Origin of the sequence: Pseudomonas sp. R5-89-07 (assembly GCF_003851685.1) — a bacterium.
Classification (GTDB): Bacteria; Pseudomonadota; Gammaproteobacteria; order Pseudomonadales; family Pseudomonadaceae; genus Aquipseudomonas.
Genome location: NZ_CP027727.1, coordinates 183,760 through 199,405, shown reverse-complemented (window position 1 = coordinate 199,405; position 15,646 = coordinate 183,760). Strand labels below are relative to the sequence as shown.

Sequence of the window (15,646 nt, the reverse complement as noted above, 5' to 3'; positions counted from 1 at the left end):
TTGGCGACCTGACGGTAGAGAATGCACAAGCTGGTGGCTTTTTTGCAGCCACTTGCGCGCCTGCAAAGTCGCTTTATGACGGCTGTGCGCGGGAGACCTTCGGGTCTGCCGGTTTTCTCTACTGCCGGTTCGCCAACCTGCGTACAGCTGTCACCCATTCGTTTGGCGACGTTTGAGTGATGGCATTTATCACTTAAGTAGAGAGCTTAAATATGAACCGATACATGCCGTTAACAGGTCACGACTCAACCATCCCCGCGCTGGTAATCGACACGCAAGCGCCTCTCGATGTTCTCTATGAAGCCGCCGCGTATCGTATTCGTGCGGTGACGCAGTTTTTGGAGAACCTAGCGTTTCGGGAGGAAATCAGCAGTGATGCGATTGTGTTGCATGATTTTGCGCTGCTGCTGGCTATACCGCTGCGAGATGGGTGCGATCTGTTGGATGTTATTGGACGGAAATTAAACTCGAAAATCTAAAGCAGAATCCGGGCAGTCAAACCACAACTGCCCGGCTAATATATAAAACCATTTTATTAAAAAACCATAAAAGCAGAATCTTCCCACCAACTCTACCAAGCCCAGTCAAAACAGCCCTACACTGACCATCTTGACCAGAAAAAAATCAAATTACCAAGCTTTTTATTCGATCACCAGCACTAAGGAGCTCGTCGGCAGATAGCGGATTATAACTAATCACAATCAAAACTCCCTCTTCAAACTCACGCACTTCCTCTACATAATCACTTATTAAATCAACAAGTTCACGAGGTCCTTTTCCAAAAGCACGAAGACACAATTCCTTATCGAAATAATTCGCTGCATTTATACGAAAAACACCATCCCTACCATTGACGTCTTTCTTTGTAGCTTCACAAGCTTCTATCACTAAAGGCCAATCGCTTCTCGTAACACTCCAATCATGCAAAGCCGAGCGATAGCAACCAAATGCCTTAATATATCTAGGAAAAACAACTTTCAACAAATGTGAATAATCGACTTTTGAAGCTGTAAATTCAATAAATAGAGCATCATCAAACTGCGCATCATCTTCCAAATACTTCTGATCTCGCAGGGCGTATGAAATTCGACCTTTAACGCCGACCGGAAGTAGCTTATCTAATGATACCGAGGTCACCAACTCGCTTCCAATAGGGGGAACTTTAAGGGAATCGTTCAAACCCCATGGAACGCCCAAATCGCTTACAGCGCTCAAAAACTTATTATGCCTATCTTCGATAGACTCTGAAAAATCAGGTCTATGTCGAAATTCAAGCTTATATTTAGTCATTAAGGTGCCACCCTTACAGAAATATTTCTGATATTTTGCTCAACAAGGATATCTATTGCCCTATCAGCTGCTTTTTGATTGGGAAATTCAAAAACCGCCTTAACTCCCGGATTCTGCTTTAGCGCTGCCGATACTCGCTGAACGCTCTGTATCTGCTTATCAAATGTAGTCAGCGCCGTTTTTCGATCAATCAAGGTGATACCGTTAATATCCTCTACACCGTCAAACTTTACAAAATTGTTGCCGTTCGGATTGGGATTGTCAAATCTAATTGCCGGGACAGCTTTACGCTGCGATAGAACATCAGAAAATGCCCCTGTTGTACCCGCTTCGAACTTAACGAACGGTTTAGCGAAGTCTCCTTGAGGCTCCTGGACAAAAATCAGGCCTCTGTTTTCGCCATCTAGTTTCCGCGCATCCCTTATAGTCAAAACGTCGACCTTGGAAAGGTCCAACCCACTTCGATTAGGAGCTGGAAGTTCTTTCGTAGCCGCTGCGCTGGACGCATCTCCAGCTAATTTTCCACTAAAATATTTACCAGCCCCGCCGAACAACGCCGCCAGCGCTACCGATTTAGCTGTACTGGTTGCCAGGTCAGACGTCGCACTTGATTCTCCGGGAAAGGTTTCAGGATAAAAAGAAGCCGCAACTTTTTCAGGCTCACCGGACCTGAAATCCGCCGTAATTTGGCTGGCCGAGTCCCAAGCACCCACCATTGACGTGGTGCCCAGTGCACCTAGGCCGACCGGTAAGGCGCACGTAACTACGCCGACACAGGCAGGTGACGAAACCAACATCCCTGCATATGCCGCGGCTCCTCCCGTGAGCCCCAGGGCAGTATCCTTGCTCGCGCCAACGACCTGTACGGCCTTGCCATGAGCATTAAGTGTGTCATCGCTCCAATCCTTCCAACTGCGCCCACCGAACTGGCCGGTTGCTTGAAGCAGCGCAATCTCTTCACCATAAGTAGCCCCGCTATCCTGAAGTGCCTTGAACTTACCGTAGGTAGGATCGTCGGTCGGAATCGACTCTGCGCAGCGAGCCAACGCGCAGGCAGCTGCGTTCAAACGATCAGCTTTCTCAGGATGGAACCGTCGCTGTTCATCCAGCGCATCGGTTTGGGATTTGTGAAGAGCATGGTTGTACTGCGTGGCGTTTTTCGCTACCCAGCCACCCTTTTCCAACGATTTAGCGTCGGCATCCTGCTGCGTAGCAGCCGCAATTACACCTACGATTTGAGAGCTCATCGAGAGAAGGGTCTTGTTGCCCTTGACTAGGGTGTTCAAGTGGCCAACTACAGCTTCATTGATTCCGGCTGCCAAAGCTCCAGTTTTAAAATCGCCCCCAGTAGCCTCTGCAAGCAAACCACCCACCATTGCATGAACGATGATTTTCGGCGGATATCCGTCGGTCAAACGCCCTTTTGTATAGTCCCCCACAGCATTAAAGCTGACTGCCGCAAGCGTGTTGAATAGCGCGCTTTTCAGCGCGTCATTGCCGCTTCCACCTTGTCCTAACGCCTTGCCAACAAGCATCGAAGTGCCGTTCTGCAACGTCTGATTCGCAGCAAACTGCCCAGCCCCGGCCCATGTATTCAAAGGCGGAGACGTAATATTCCCGGTCCCGTACTCGGTCTTGGTACCTGTCCAACCATCGAAATAAGCGGCAGTCAGACCGGCTGTTGCTCCTGCAATAACGTATCCCTTCATCGCATCCGAAGAGGTTACGTCCTTGAATACCGCGCCCAGGTTGCCTCGGTTATTAACGACACTGACGGTTGCATTGGTCGCTGCCCCTGCTGCAACGGCACCTGCCGCAGCCGAAATGCCGGCCGCCGTTTCTACGGAAATGGTTCCGGCAGCAACCATGCCTCCAGTAGCGGTGCCCATTGCGCCTGCCGCCAGCGGCCCGACCACTGCCGCCATCACAATCGCAATAATGATCTGCGACGCCGGCCCCAGCCCCGAGTTGCTGTACTTGAAGCTGTCGTGGATCTCCTTGACCTGCCTCCAGTCCACATCGCCACGCTTCTCAGCGTCCTTGATCCAAGCCAACTGCGGATCGGCCTTAACCATCGCATCAATGGATTGGCTGACTGTCTCCTGATTGACCTGGTTAATGTCGATCTTCAAACCGGCGACAGCTTTGATTGCCACATTGCCTTCGGCGATCAGCTGACTCTGGCGGACGGTTTCGTCGGTGTTGCCTTTACCTTTGGAGGAAACCCAGAACGCATTGTTATTGCTCTTCTCATGGCTCTCCTGATGCAGGTCTTTGACCGCTTCAAAAGTAATCGCGCCACCACTATCCAAGGTGATGTCCTTGCCGCTTTGAAGCTTAGCAAGTTGATAGGTCTGATCGCCTTCACTCTTGAGTATCAGATCGCCGCCGGTCTTGATTTCAGTACCGACGTTGGTAATGCGAGTGACCTCGTCGCGCTGAGTTTTCTTGGAACCCCAGCCGCTGTTTTTCTTCATGTCATACAACGTATGCGTACTGTTCTCAGCCGCCAACAAACTCAACTTATCCCCGCTATACAGATAAGCCTCATTCCCCGCACTGATCCTGCTCGCCACGATCGTGGTGTCACGCCCGGCCTGGCTGACAAAATTCCCACCCGCCGTCAGCACGCTCGCCACTTGAGTAGTCTGGTCGTCCGAGGTCTTGATGCGTTTCTTGCCGTCTTTTTCCTTGCCTTCGACGTTGTGCATGTCGCTGACCGAGGCAACGTTAAGGTCGCGGCCGGCGGCAATGGTGAGGTCTTTGCCGGCGGTGGCGTTGCTGCCGATGATGTTGACGTCTTGCCCGGCTTGCATGTTGATGCTGCCGCCCGCCGTGACGCTGGCGGCGAGGTTTTTGACGTCGGTGGTGATGCTGGATTTTTCGCCGCCTTCGCGGGTCTCGTGCTTGACGCTGGTGTCGCTGGCGGCGATGAGGTTGAGGTCGCGGCCGGCGGTGAGGTTGGCGTCGTTGCCAGCGGTGAGGGCGCCGCGGTTGGTGAGGTCGCGGCCGGCGTCGATGGCGAGGTTTTCGCGGGCGACGATGGTGCCGGCGCTGTTGTCGGTGAGGGTGCGCATGCCGGCGCCGTCACGTACCTGGATGGCGGTGTTGTCGTTGATGACATCGCCTTTGAGTGCGGTGAGGCTGACTTGCTTGCCGCGGATTTCGCCGGCCATGGCGTTACGGATGCTGTCCTGGGCCAGCAGGTTCAGGTTGTTGCCGGCTTCGACCAGGCCGCCGGTGTAGATACTGCCGCTGCTGACGGCGGAGAGGTTGTTGCTGGCGCGCAGGGTGCCGACGTTGATCAGGTCGCCGCCGGTGACCAGGTTGAGGTCGCGGCCCTGGATCAGGCTGTTGCCGCGCACGTTGCGCGAGTCGGCCTGGGCCAGGTAGAGCACCGGGACGAGCACGGTCTGGCCGTCGATGACGCGGTTTTCCATCCACACGATGTCGTGGGTCAGGGCGCCGACCTGCTGGCCGGTGAGGGACACGCCGAGGCTCAGGCGCAGGGCGTCTTTGCTGGCCAGGGCGTTGTCCATCAGGTAACGGAACTGGTCGGCGTCGCTGTACAGGCCGCCAGCGAGGAAGCGTTGGCCGGTTTGCGCGAGCACGGCGTCGCGGATCAGGCGGGTTTCGTACTGGCCATCACCGAGGCGGCGCCAGGCGTTATCGGAGTTGAAGCCGAGTTTGCCGAGCATGTAGTCGGAGCTGAAGAAGCCCGATACCGAGGTGAACTCGGGGTTGGTCTCGATCAGGTAGTGGCTGGTGGGGTCGGCGTTCTTGACGAACAGGCCGTATCCGCCCTTGGGCAGTTGGAAGGTGGGCGAGGTGGTGGGGTCGACCGGGGCGAAGGCGGTGCCGGTGTAATCCACGGGCACGAAGCCGCCGCCAGGGGCCACGCCCACTACAGGCAACACGCTGCCGGGCGCCTGGGCGCTCGGGTCGTTGGCGTGTTTGCTCAGGTTGATGTTGATGCCGCCGACGGGGATGCCGGTCTGGTCGTCGCCGAGGGTGCCGGTCAACTGGGCCAGGGTGTTGTTGTGCAGCGTGCCGTTTTGCAGGGTGCGGGCGACGTTGAGGTTGACCGTGCCGCCGGCTTGCAGGGTGGCGTCGTAGCCAGGGCCGCCGTTGTCGGTCCAGGTGGTGACGTCGCTTGAGTGGACGAAAGGCCAGCTATTGGGCGAACGGTTTTTCAGTTCTTCGAAGCGCGCCTTATCGAAATTGCCCGCCGCCGTGGCCGCATTGAACGCGGGAACGTCGACATAGCGCATGCGCTCAAACAAATCGTCGGGAACGTGCCCCGGCGTGTTGACGACAATCTTGCGCTGCCCCGTGCGCGTGGCCGCGCCCTGATTGAGCAGGTCACCGGCGGTGATGCTCAGGTCGCCATTGGCGGCCATCAGGCTGTAGCGGTTCTGCACATTGTCGCCTTGCAGCAGCATGTTTTTGCCAGCCACCAGGCGCGCCGATACTGAGTCCTTGGTCGCCGCCTCAAGGTACGTTTCGTAGATGGTGATCTCGCCACGTTCCCAGTCGTCTTTCTCGCCGCAGTGTTGCGAACAAACCCAATACAAGCTACCGGTGGTGAGCGTCTGCCCGAGTTCGAATTCGTCCTTGGCGTTTTCGATAAAGCCTGCATTGATGCCGATCGAACCTTCGCTTTCCACGGTGCCGGAACGGTTGCTGAACAGCACGGCACGCCCGCCATCCCGTGCGGCGAAGCTCAAGTCGCCTTTGCTGTAGACGTCGCCATAGCTGTTGCTGAAGCCATTGCTGCGCAAGGTCATGTCGCCGCCGCTGAACAACAGCGAATCGGCCGCATTGGTGATGCCGTTGACCGCAGTGAGGTTCACCGCGCCCTGGGCACCGAGGGTGCCGCGGTTGTCGATTTGCGCGGCGGCGATATCCAGTTGCTGGCGGGCGGTGAGGAAACCGAGGTTGGCCAGGGTGCCGCTGAGCGTCAGGCGGGCATTGGTTGCCGCCAGGCGGCCGCCGTTCTGGTTGAGGTTGTTCGCGGCGACGGTGAGGGTTTGCAGGGCCGAGACGCGGCCACTGTTGTTGATATCGCCGGTGGTGATGCTGATGTCACCGTCGCTGAGCAGTTCGCCGGCGTTGTCCAGGCTGGCCACGTTGAGGATCAAGCCCTTGGCGCTGGCCATGCGGTCACCGGCCTTGAGGGCCAGGGCCTGGTCGCTCTTGTAGGTAAGCACTTCGTTGAGCTGCACGCGGCCCAGGCCGTCGACTTTACCGAACGCCCAGTCGGCGCTGCCCATGCCCTGGATATTGCCCTGGCTGCCGGAGAGGCCGGCGGTGTTGAGGTGGAACAGGCCGGTGCCGGCGTGTTGCAGCATGCCGCTCTGGTTGTTGAGGCTGGCTGCATCAAGGCTGAAGGCCTGGCTGCCGAATTCGAGGGTGCCGTTCTGGTTGTTCACCTGGCCACTGAGGTTGAGGCTGCTGCTGGCACCGCCCAGCGCGCGCAGTTGGCCGTTGGCGCTGTTGTCCAGGTTGCCGCCGGTGAGGGTCAGGCCCTGGTTGGCTTCGATCAGGCCGCCCTGGTTGGTGAGGGTGTCGCGGGAGGTGAGGGTGAGCTGGTTGCCACTGATCTGGCCGCCCGCGCTGTTGTCGAGGGTGGCGCCGCTGAGGGTCACCTGTTCTTTGCCGAACAGTTTGCCGCCACGGTTGGCCAGGGCTTGCACGGTCAGTTGCAGGTCACCCACCAGGCTCGCCAGCAGGCCGCCGTTGCTGTTGTCGACGCTGGCGGCGGTGATGTTCAGGCTGTCGCCTTGCACCGTGCCGTCCTGGTTTTGCAGGCTGCCGGTGGTCAGTACGGTGGGCGCGCCACCGCTGAGGATCAGGCCCTTGCGGTTGCTCAGGTCCTGGCCGCTGTAGCTCACGCCTTCGGCGCCAGCCAGCAGTTGGCCGTTGTCGTTGTTCAGGTGCTGCGCGGCAATGTCCACGCGCTTGCCGCGCAGGGTGCCGCCGTCGTTGTTAAGGGTGGTGAGTTGCTTGACCAGCACGCTGCGCTCGCCCGCGTCGATCTGGCCGCCGACGTTGGTGAGCAGGTCGCTGACCTTGAGCACCACGTCGCCGCCATCGCTGACCAGTGCACCTTTGTTGCTGTTGTTGAAGGTCTGTGCGGTCACGTCGACCGTCTGGCCCAGCAGGATGCCGGCGCTGTTGTCGAAACGCTCGCCCTGCAGTTGCAGCAGGCCTTCGCTCTGGATACGGCCTTGAGCGTTGAGCAACTGGCCCGGGCCTTTGAGCAGCAGGCTCACGCCCTGGGCGCCACCGGCCAGCAGGCCGGCGCTGCGGTTGTCGAGGCCTGATGCGCGCACGTCGAGTTGGTCGCCCAGCACGCGCCCGGCGCGGTTGTCGATGTCACCGCCAGCAACGTCGAGCAGCAATTGCTTGCCGACGATCACACCGCTCTGGTTATTCAGCTGGGCGGCGTGCAGTTCGATATCGTCCTGCCCGGCCTGCAGGCGGCCCTGGGCGTTGTTGAGCTGTTGCGCGGCGGTGAGGGTCAGCTTGCCGGTGTCGGCGCTGAGCACGCCGGCTGCGTTGTTGCTGAGGCTGCCCGCGTTCACGTTGAGGTCGGTGCTGGCCTGGGCGAAACCCTGGTTGTTGTTGAAGGCGTTGGCAACGGTGAGGTTGAGCGCGCCGCCGTCCGCCTGGATCAGGCCCTTGAGGCTGTTGTCGAGGTCGCTGGCATTGACGGTGGCGGTTTTGCCCACCAGCACGCCGTTCTGGTTGTTCAGGTTGCCGGCGTTGACGGTCAGGTCGTTGGCGATGACTTGCCCGCCGCTGTTGTTGAAGTTGGCGCTGGTGACGACCAGGCTGCCACCGGCCATTTCGATACGGCCCTGACGGTTGTCCAGGGAGGCGCTGTTGAGCGTGGCAGCCTGGCCTTCGCCGAAGCGAATCAAGCCGCCGAGGTTGACGATGGCCGGCGAGGTGATCGCCAGGCTCTGCTCGCCGAACAGGCGTGCGCTGGCGCCCTGGTTGGTCAGATTGGCGCTGCTGACTTCGATGTTCTTGGCCTGGATGACCGCGCCCTGGTTGGTCAGCGCTTGCGCGGCGGTGACCGCCAGGGCGCGGCTGGCCAGCAGGTTGCCGGAGGTGGTGACGGTTTGCGCGTTGACCACCAGGTCGCCAGTGGTGTTGCGGCTGTTGTCGGCGGCGACGCCGGCCTCGATGATGCCGGGGTTGCTCACGTTGGCCGCGTTGAGCTCGATGCGCTGGCCGGCGGCGATGCTCTTGCGGTTGACCAGGTCTTGAGCGCTGGTGACCTGCACGTTGCCGTTGGCGTAGACCTTGTCGGTCAGGTCGACATTCTGCGCGGTGACCTTGACGTTCCCGGTGGCCGCCGCCTGCGCCATGCTCAAGCGCCCGTTGGCGTCGAGCTGGATATCCCCACCACTGGCCGCCAGCGTGCCGTCGAGCTTCACGCCCACGCCCGCTTCGGTGCCTACCAGTTTGATCGCGCCAGCATACATGCCGCCCAGGGCCGAGGAGTCAATCGCCAGCTCCGGCTTGGCGCTGCCATCGTCGGCGCGTGGGGTGGTGTTCAGGCTTTGCGCATCGACGTCGTTGCGCCCGGCGATCACGTTGAGTTCGCGGGCATTGATTTGCGCGTTGATCTTGGCCGAGCGGGTGATGATGTCGAAACGGTCGACATTGCTGGCGTTCAGCCCTTCGCCGTCGATGGTCACGGCGCCGCCGTCGACCTGGTAACTTTTCAGCTGGCCGGTCGAGTCGATGATGGGTTTGCCGGTGGTCAGGGTCACGTTGGGCGTGTTGATAAAGCCGCAACCGCTGCAGGTAATCCCGTAGGGGTTGGCGACGATGACCTTGGCCGACTGCCCCGCCACTTCGGTGTAGCCGCGCAACTGGCTGGCGCTGCCGCCGTTGACTTCGTTGAGGATGACGCTGGCCGCGCCGCCCTTGAGGTTGGGGTTGCCGACGATGTAGCCACCCAGTTGGGTGTTCACCAGGGTACCGGTGGCGTTGTTGAGGATCACGCCGTTGGGGCCGACGTTGTACTGCTGGAACTGGTTATGGGACAAGCCTGCGCCGTTGGGCGTGGCGATGTTCACCACCGGCACGCCATTGCCCGCCTGGCCGACTGTAGTGCCCGGCGCGCTGACCACGATGCCCTCGGCCTGGGCCAGCAGCGGCTGCCAGAACAGCGCGTTGGCGAGGATCAACGCCAGCCCGCGCTTGGGCAGGCCGAAGAACGAATTGCGCGGCTTCAGGGCAGCAGAAGGTTGGCGGGCCAGGAAGGCGAATTGGCGAACGTCCATTGTCAGGTTCTCATTGCAGCGGGGCGTTGAATTACAGGAAGAAGTCCATGCGGAAGTAGATCGGCGCTTCGCGCTCAGTGATCACGCCAGGTCTTTCTAACGAGTGGGCAAAGGTCACGCTGGTGCTGACGTGTTTGCCGCGGGCGAACAGCTCCAGGGAGTTGCTGGAGACCCGCCCATGCAGGTTGTCGTTGTAGCGGTCGTTGCTGATCACGCCCTGGTCGTAGCCGACGCTGGCGCCGTATTCGGCGAAGGCCGGGCGCATCCAGTCGAGGGTCACCGGGCGCGCCCAGCGCACTTCGTTGCGCCAGTAGCCGCCGCTGTCGCCGGTGAGCTGCTGGTCTTTGAAGCCGCGTACCGAGGCGGAGCCGCCCAGGCTCATGCGTTGTGGGCTGAAGAGGATGTCTTCGCTGCGTTGGCCGGTGGCCAGGCTGGAAAAACTGAACGACTCGCCCCACAGGCTGAACGGTTGCAGGTAGCTGAGGGTGGCGGTGTATTTGCGGTAGCGCGAGTTCGGCTGACGTCGGCCCAGGGAATCGCGCTCTTCCTGCGACTGGGCGTCGAGCAGGCCGATGCCGCTTTGCATGCCCAGGTCGAGGTTGACGAAAGCGCTGCCGATGCGCCGGCCGTGGTTGATGCCCAGTTGCAGTTCGCTGAGGCGGTTGCTGCTGGGCGCGGTGCGCACGTCGAGGAGGTAGTTGTTGGTGCGCAGGTGCGCCAGGCCGACGTTGACCGAGGTCTTGCTCACGTCGTCGCGATGGATTACCCGCTCGGCGCGCAGTTGGTGGTTCTGGTTGTCGCCGTCCTGCTTGAACTTGGCGTTATCGGCCACGATGTAGGTGCGGTAGTCGCTTTCGTTGTAGGTGTAACTGAAGTTCCACCAACCCCACGGCACGTTGTAGTAGAGCAGGGTGTTTTTCGAGGTCTTCTGGTGGTCGCTGACCGCATCGTGGCCGCCGCGCAGCATCAACTGGTCGCCCAGGCCCAGCGGGCTGTCCCACTCAAGGCCGGCGCCCCATTGCTGTTCGCCGGTGCTTTTCTGGCCGTCGTTATTGCGCGACAGGCTGGCGCGCCAGGGCTTTTGCGGCGTGTTCTTGACCACCACTTCACTGCCGCCGACCTGGCTGCCGGGGGTCAGCTCCATCTGCGCCTGTTTGGACGGCAGGCGGTTGAGCTGGTCCACCAGTTGCTCGATTTCACGCAGGTTCAGCGCTTCGCCGACCTTGCCGGGAAAGGCCATGGCCAATTCACGCTCGGTCACCGTGCTGCCCTCGGCGCTTTTCAGGGCTTCGAGCTTGCCTTCCACCACCAGCACTTGCAGGTGGCCGCTGGAAAGGTCTTGCTGCGGCAGGTAGGCGCGGCTGGTGACGCGGCCTTTGCCGAGGTAATAGTCGGTGATGGCCTTGAGCAGTTCGTTGAGCTGGGACACACCCAGGCACTGGCCGATATAAGGCTTGAGCAGGCGCTCACGGTCGGAGGCCGGCAGGCTGTCGGCGCCTTTGAGTTCGATGTTCTTGATCGGAAAGCAGCGCGTGTCGGCGGGGGCAGCCGGGGCTTCGGGTTTGGCGGCTTTGCCGGGCAGGTCCTGGAGTTCCTGCAGGCGCCGTTGCTGCTCTTCGAGCAGGCGGTTCTGACGGTCGCGGATCAGGTCCTGGTCGCCGGGGGTGGGGGCGGCGAATGCAGTGTTCAAGCCCAGGCAAGTGAGCAGGAAGGTGCATAGAAGAAACCGAGTCCGTGGCATTAACAGAGGCATGTTCGATCCGTCGAAAATCAAGGGCCGGCAAACTAACATCGAACTTGCAGCCGTCCAAGACGTTGGGGCTGTTGGGTGTTCGAGCGCGTTATCCGACTAACTTCTTGATTAATAAAAATAAATATTCATCGGGCAGCTTCCGATGGGATTGCTGAGACGTTTAATCCGACCGGCGGCGGCTGTTTCGATGGTGGTTCGACTGATCAATCCTTAATCGCCATTATTTAGCCATCAGGTGTCGTCGAGTTAGGTTAGTACCGAGGATTGGAGGAAAGTTCGCGGGGGTTTTGTGAATTGGATCCCACTTATCGGAATTCCAGCAGCAGGGTTTGAACCACCACCACTTTTTGAAATTTGAAATGGCCTATGTGGGAGGGGGCTTGCCCCCGATGGCGGTGTATCAGCCAGATATTTGTGGCTGACACTCCGCTATCGGGGGCAAGCCCCCTCCCACATTGCAATTGAGGCTAGCCAATGCCTTTGTCTTTTTCAGCGCCGGGCACCAGGGCCAGGCCGGGGCGTTCGACGTCGCGGGACACGTGGGCCTTCACGCCTTCCACACCGCCCTCTTCGTCGTTGTGGATTACCAGCACGCCAGGCCGACGCAGTTGTTCGAGGTCGCCCTCGCCGAGGTTGAAGCTTTTGCTCAGGTGCTGGTCGCTGAGGGCATTCGCTTCGGCGCGACGCTGGGCGAACTTGCGGCCTTTGCGTTGCTGGTAGCGCGCCCAGGCGATCAGGATCACGGCGTTGAACAGCGCGATCCACAGGTAGGTCTGCAGGGTGTTGAGCGCGGCGAAGATCGGCGCTTCCAGGCGCGGGCCGCCGTGAGTTTCGAGCATGGCGTTCATGCCCCGGGCCAGCAGCCAGACCAGGCCGCCCCAGGCCAGCAGGGTGAGCAACACATCGATAATCCACATCACCAGGTTCTGGCGGGTTCTGACCAGTTTCATCGTCACGCCTCCTCTTGGGCAGGTTTGATACCACGGTCCGGGCTGACCCAGCGGGCGCGTTGCTGGTGCTGGTTGAACAACACCTTGGGAAAGCTGACCAGCGTGGTGAACAGGCTCACCAGCCAGAACACCATCGGGTACCACACGGTCCAGAACAGGGTTTTCCACAGGTCTTTTTCATAACGGCGGTCGATCAGGATGCTCACCGCGAATTGCAGCAGGCACACCATCGCCAGCACCAGCCCGGTAAATGCTGGCGGCACCAGGGAGTCGACGGTAATCGCCTGCGGCAACACCATGAATTTACCCAGCCCCCAGAAAAACACCGAGAGCAGGAAGGTGAACGCCCAGCCGGTGGACAGGCAGTATTCGAACAGCAGCGGCCACAGGTAGCGATGGCGCCATTGCCAGATGCCACGGATATTCTTGAACAGCACTTCAGCCCCGCCCTGGGCCCAGCGCAGCCGCTGTTTCCACAGGCCGCCGACGGTTTCAGGCATAAGGATCCAGCACAGCGCGCGCGGTTCGTAGAAGATCGCCCAGTGGTCGAGCTGCAGCTTCCAACTGACATCGATGTCCTCGGTGATCATGTCGGTGCTCCAGTAATCGATGCGGTCCAGCGCCTTTTTACGGAAGGCCACCACCACGCCCGACACGGTGAAGATTCGCCCGAACACGCGCTGGGTACGCTTGATCAAACCGATGATCGAGGAGAACTCGCCCACTTGGACGCGGCCGATCAGGGTGGAGCGTGTACGGATGCGCGGGTTGCCGGTCACGGCGCCCAGGCGCGGGTTGTCGAGCATCGGCGCGACCATGTAGGCCGCCGCGTTCTTGTCGAGCAACGCATCGCCATCGATGCACACCAGGTATTCGCTGCGCGCGGCCACTGCCCCCATGCGCAGGGCCACGGCCTTGCCCTGGTTCTGCGCCAGGTGCAGCACGCGCAGGCGTGGGTGTTGCAGCGCCAACGCGTCGAGCACGGCGGCGGTGTTGTCGCTGGAGCCGTCGTTGACTGCAATCACCTCAATGTTCGGATACACCTGGGCCAATGCGGCCGCCATGGTGTCGGCGACGTTATCGCCTTCGTTGTAGCAAGGGATGATGATCGAGATCAGCGGGTTGCCGGCCAGGGTCGGCGCCGGGGTGTCTTCCTTCCACGGCCAGTGGCGTTCCCAGTGCAGCCAGAAGTACAGGCCGCCGGCGATCCACAGCGCGGACATGAACAACGGGTAGAAAAACACGAAGTCCATCAGGAACTGCCCGGTAACCAGGAAGATCAGGCCCAGGGGCACGCCCAGTACCAGCGCCAACACGAATAAAGCCAGGATTCTGTCGAACATGATCAAGGGTTCCACTGGTTGGAAAGGGCCGGACGCACGGTCTTCAGGTCCGGGGAGTTTTCCAGGAAGTTGTCCGGGTAGTAGCCAAAGCTCTTGACCCCCTGGCGTTTGAGCACACCCATCCATTCAGCCATTTGCGCCGCGTCGATGTCCGGGGCGGCCTGGGTGCGCCAGTCCTTGGCTTGCAGTTCGAACACGGTCCGCTCCAGCGCGCCGGGGCGGGCCTTGACGGTGGCGACGAGTTTTTCCAGCCAGGCGTTGGAGTTTTCCAGGGACTGGCCTTCCATCAGCGGCATGGCCATCGGCGCGGTCCAGTCGTAGGCCTGCAGGAAGTCATCGAGGTTCTGCGCGAACCAGGCTTCGCTGGCCGGGTTGAGCATCGGTTCGGCGAAAATGTTGCGCGCGGTCTGCACCTGCGGCCCGGCGATGGCGCGGACTTTGGTGGTCAGCTCCTGGGTGAAGTCGATCAGGTAGCGGCTCTTGAAGCGGGTCCAGCGCTGCAGGGTTGCCGGGTCTGCGCGCAAGGCGGCGATGTTGCCCGGCAGGCCATTGGCGGCGTACGCCTTGAGCGCAGCGGGGCTGGCGTCTTCGAAGTCCGAGAGCACGGCGTCGTCGTGGTACAGCACACCGTCGATGGCGCTGTTGCGGGCGAGGTCTTCATAGAGTTCGCCGATGATCTTGCGCACCTGCGGGTCGAACGGCGACAGGCGTTTGTACTGATCGGGGTCGGCGCCCAGCTTGCCGGTTTGCGGGTCCCAGCGAGTCACGCGAGGCAGCTTGGGGTCGAGGGCAAAACTGAGCACCGGCATCCATGCATACACCGCAGCATGGGCGCGGGTGTGAAGCTGCCAGGAGACGCGGTTGAACAGGTCGGCGCGCACCGGCAAATGACGGTTGGGGAAGTACAGCGAATGCACCAGGCCGTCACCTTTCGGGTCGGCGAAGGCTTGCAGGAATACCGTGCCGGCGCCCATGTCGACAACGCGCTGGACGAGCTGGTCGAGGTTGCGCGCTTGCTGGGCCGGGTCGGGGTCGTAGACGTTATCCAGGTCCACGTGCAACACGCGCAGCGGCGCCGGAGTTTGCGCCGCGACGATGCTGTTGGCGAAATGCTCGCCGTCCGGGTCGGAGGCCACCAGAAAGCGCGGGCTGTTCATCAGGTTGCCGAGGCTGTCGAGGCCGTCTTCCAGGGTGAGGGCCATCTGGTAGCCCTGCTCGCTGACGATCGCCAGCGAAGTGCCCTTGGCCGCGCCGTACGGCCACACCCAGACCCGTGGCTTCTTGCCGGTGACGGTCTGGATCTTGTTAGAGATGGCCGCCACATCGGCACGCATCCGTGCGTCGAACTGCGTCTGGCTTTCATAGCGGCCGGTGGCCGGATCAAAACGCAGCGAGGTCGCCGCCGGCTCCAGGTTGCCCTGGGGGTTGGCGAGGATACCTTTGTGGTTGTCGTCGGTGTGCGCGGCGATTTCCACCAGGCCCGATTGGGACACTTCACGAATCTGCTGCCAGGTGAGGAATTCTCCACGCGGGCGCGGTGAGCCGGCGAAGTCCACCGGTTTGTTCAGCGGCGTGTCGATCCAGTAGCCCACCGGCGCCAACACAGCCGGCCACTGGTAAGCGCGCAAAATCGGCATCACACGGGTGTAGAAGCTCGCATAACCGTCGTCGAAGCTGAGCATCACCGCCTTGGGCGGCAACTCCGGGCCGCCGCTGCGGGCCTTCAGGATCTGGTCGACGCTGACCGCCTGGTAACCGTTCTCGCGCAGCCAGGCCAGTTGTTCGATCAAGCGCTCAGTGCGCACCGCCACCACCGCCTGATCGGGGTCGCGATCATTGACGTCGTGGTAGGCGATGCCCAGGAAATGGTTTTTCGGCCACGGCGCTTCGTTCGGCGCGGTTGGCCGCTGCACGGGTGGGGTATAGGGCGCGGGTTGCTGGGCGCAGGCGGCGGCCAGCATTACACCCAGGACCAACAAGCAACGGCTGAGGACGGTCATGGTCAGG

At 60.7% G+C, this 15,646-nt stretch carries 7 protein-coding genes; 1 reads left to right on the top strand and 6 read right to left on the bottom strand.

Translation table 11 applies throughout. The features are described 5' to 3' along the window. Positions 1 to 212 precede the first annotated feature (212 nt). A complete protein-coding gene (locus tag C4J94_RS00795) occupies positions 213 to 479 on the top strand; it encodes a hypothetical protein (RefSeq protein ID WP_256657623.1) in 267 nt (88 codons plus the stop codon). A 145-nt stretch (positions 480 to 624) separates the two neighbouring features. On the opposite strand, the gene C4J94_RS00790 is transcribed toward C4J94_RS00795, so the two are convergent. The 6 genes from C4J94_RS00790 to pgaB all read right to left on the bottom strand — a co-directional run bounded on the left by C4J94_RS00790 (position 625) and on the right by pgaB (position 15,639). Next, positions 625 to 1,290: a hypothetical protein gene (locus tag C4J94_RS00790; protein WP_124384562.1), complete on the bottom strand. Its 666-nt coding sequence runs from the start codon at positions 1,288 to 1,290 to the stop codon at positions 625 to 627. Continuing rightward, positions 1,290 to 9,593: a DUF637 domain-containing protein gene (locus tag C4J94_RS00785; RefSeq protein ID WP_256657622.1), complete on the bottom strand. Its 8,304-nt coding sequence runs from the start codon at positions 9,591 to 9,593 to the stop codon at positions 1,290 to 1,292. Before C4J94_RS00785 ends, C4J94_RS00790 begins: the two co-directional genes overlap by 1 nt. 31 nt (positions 9,594 to 9,624) lie before the next feature. Beyond that, positions 9,625 to 11,346, bottom strand: coding sequence for a ShlB/FhaC/HecB family hemolysin secretion/activation protein (locus C4J94_RS00780; protein ID WP_124384561.1), 1,722 nt, complete (start codon positions 11,344 to 11,346; stop codon positions 9,625 to 9,627). A 467-nt stretch (positions 11,347 to 11,813) separates the two neighbouring features. Then, complete coding sequence (pgaD, locus tag C4J94_RS00775) at positions 11,814 to 12,296, bottom strand: poly-beta-1,6-N-acetyl-D-glucosamine biosynthesis protein PgaD (protein WP_124384560.1); 483 nt, start codon at positions 12,294 to 12,296, stop codon at positions 11,814 to 11,816. A gap of 2 nt (positions 12,297 to 12,298) precedes the next feature. Continuing rightward, the gene (gene pgaC / locus C4J94_RS00770; RefSeq protein WP_124384559.1) at positions 12,299 to 13,639 is read right to left on the bottom strand and encodes a poly-beta-1,6-N-acetyl-D-glucosamine synthase; all 1,341 of its coding nucleotides are present in this window, start codon (positions 13,637 to 13,639) and stop codon (positions 12,299 to 12,301) included. A gap of 2 nt (positions 13,640 to 13,641) precedes the next feature. Then, positions 13,642 to 15,639, bottom strand: a complete 1,998-nt coding sequence (gene pgaB / locus C4J94_RS00765; protein WP_124384558.1) for a poly-beta-1,6-N-acetyl-D-glucosamine N-deacetylase PgaB — start codon at positions 15,637 to 15,639, stop codon at positions 13,642 to 13,644. Between the last annotated feature and the right edge of the window lie 7 nt (positions 15,640 to 15,646).

Bases quoted from the DNA above. Each gene is read 5' to 3' on its own strand.
- C4J94_RS00795 (WP_256657623.1), top strand. From the start codon at position 213: ATGAACCGATACATGCCGTTAACAGGTCACGACTCAACCATCCCCGCG.
- C4J94_RS00790 (WP_124384562.1), bottom strand. From the start codon at position 1,290: ATGACTAAATATAAGCTTGAATTTCGACATAGACCTGATTTTTCAGAG.
- C4J94_RS00785 (WP_256657622.1), bottom strand. From the start codon at position 9,593: ATGGACGTTCGCCAATTCGCCTTCCTGGCCCGCCAACCTTCTGCTGCC.
- C4J94_RS00780 (WP_124384561.1), bottom strand. From the start codon at position 11,346: ATGCCTCTGTTAATGCCACGGACTCGGTTTCTTCTATGCACCTTCCTG.
- pgaD (WP_124384560.1), bottom strand. From the start codon at position 12,296: ATGAAACTGGTCAGAACCCGCCAGAACCTGGTGATGTGGATTATCGAT.
- pgaC (WP_124384559.1), bottom strand. From the start codon at position 13,639: ATGTTCGACAGAATCCTGGCTTTATTCGTGTTGGCGCTGGTACTGGGC.
- pgaB (WP_124384558.1), bottom strand. From the start codon at position 15,639: ATGACCGTCCTCAGCCGTTGCTTGTTGGTCCTGGGTGTAATGCTGGCC.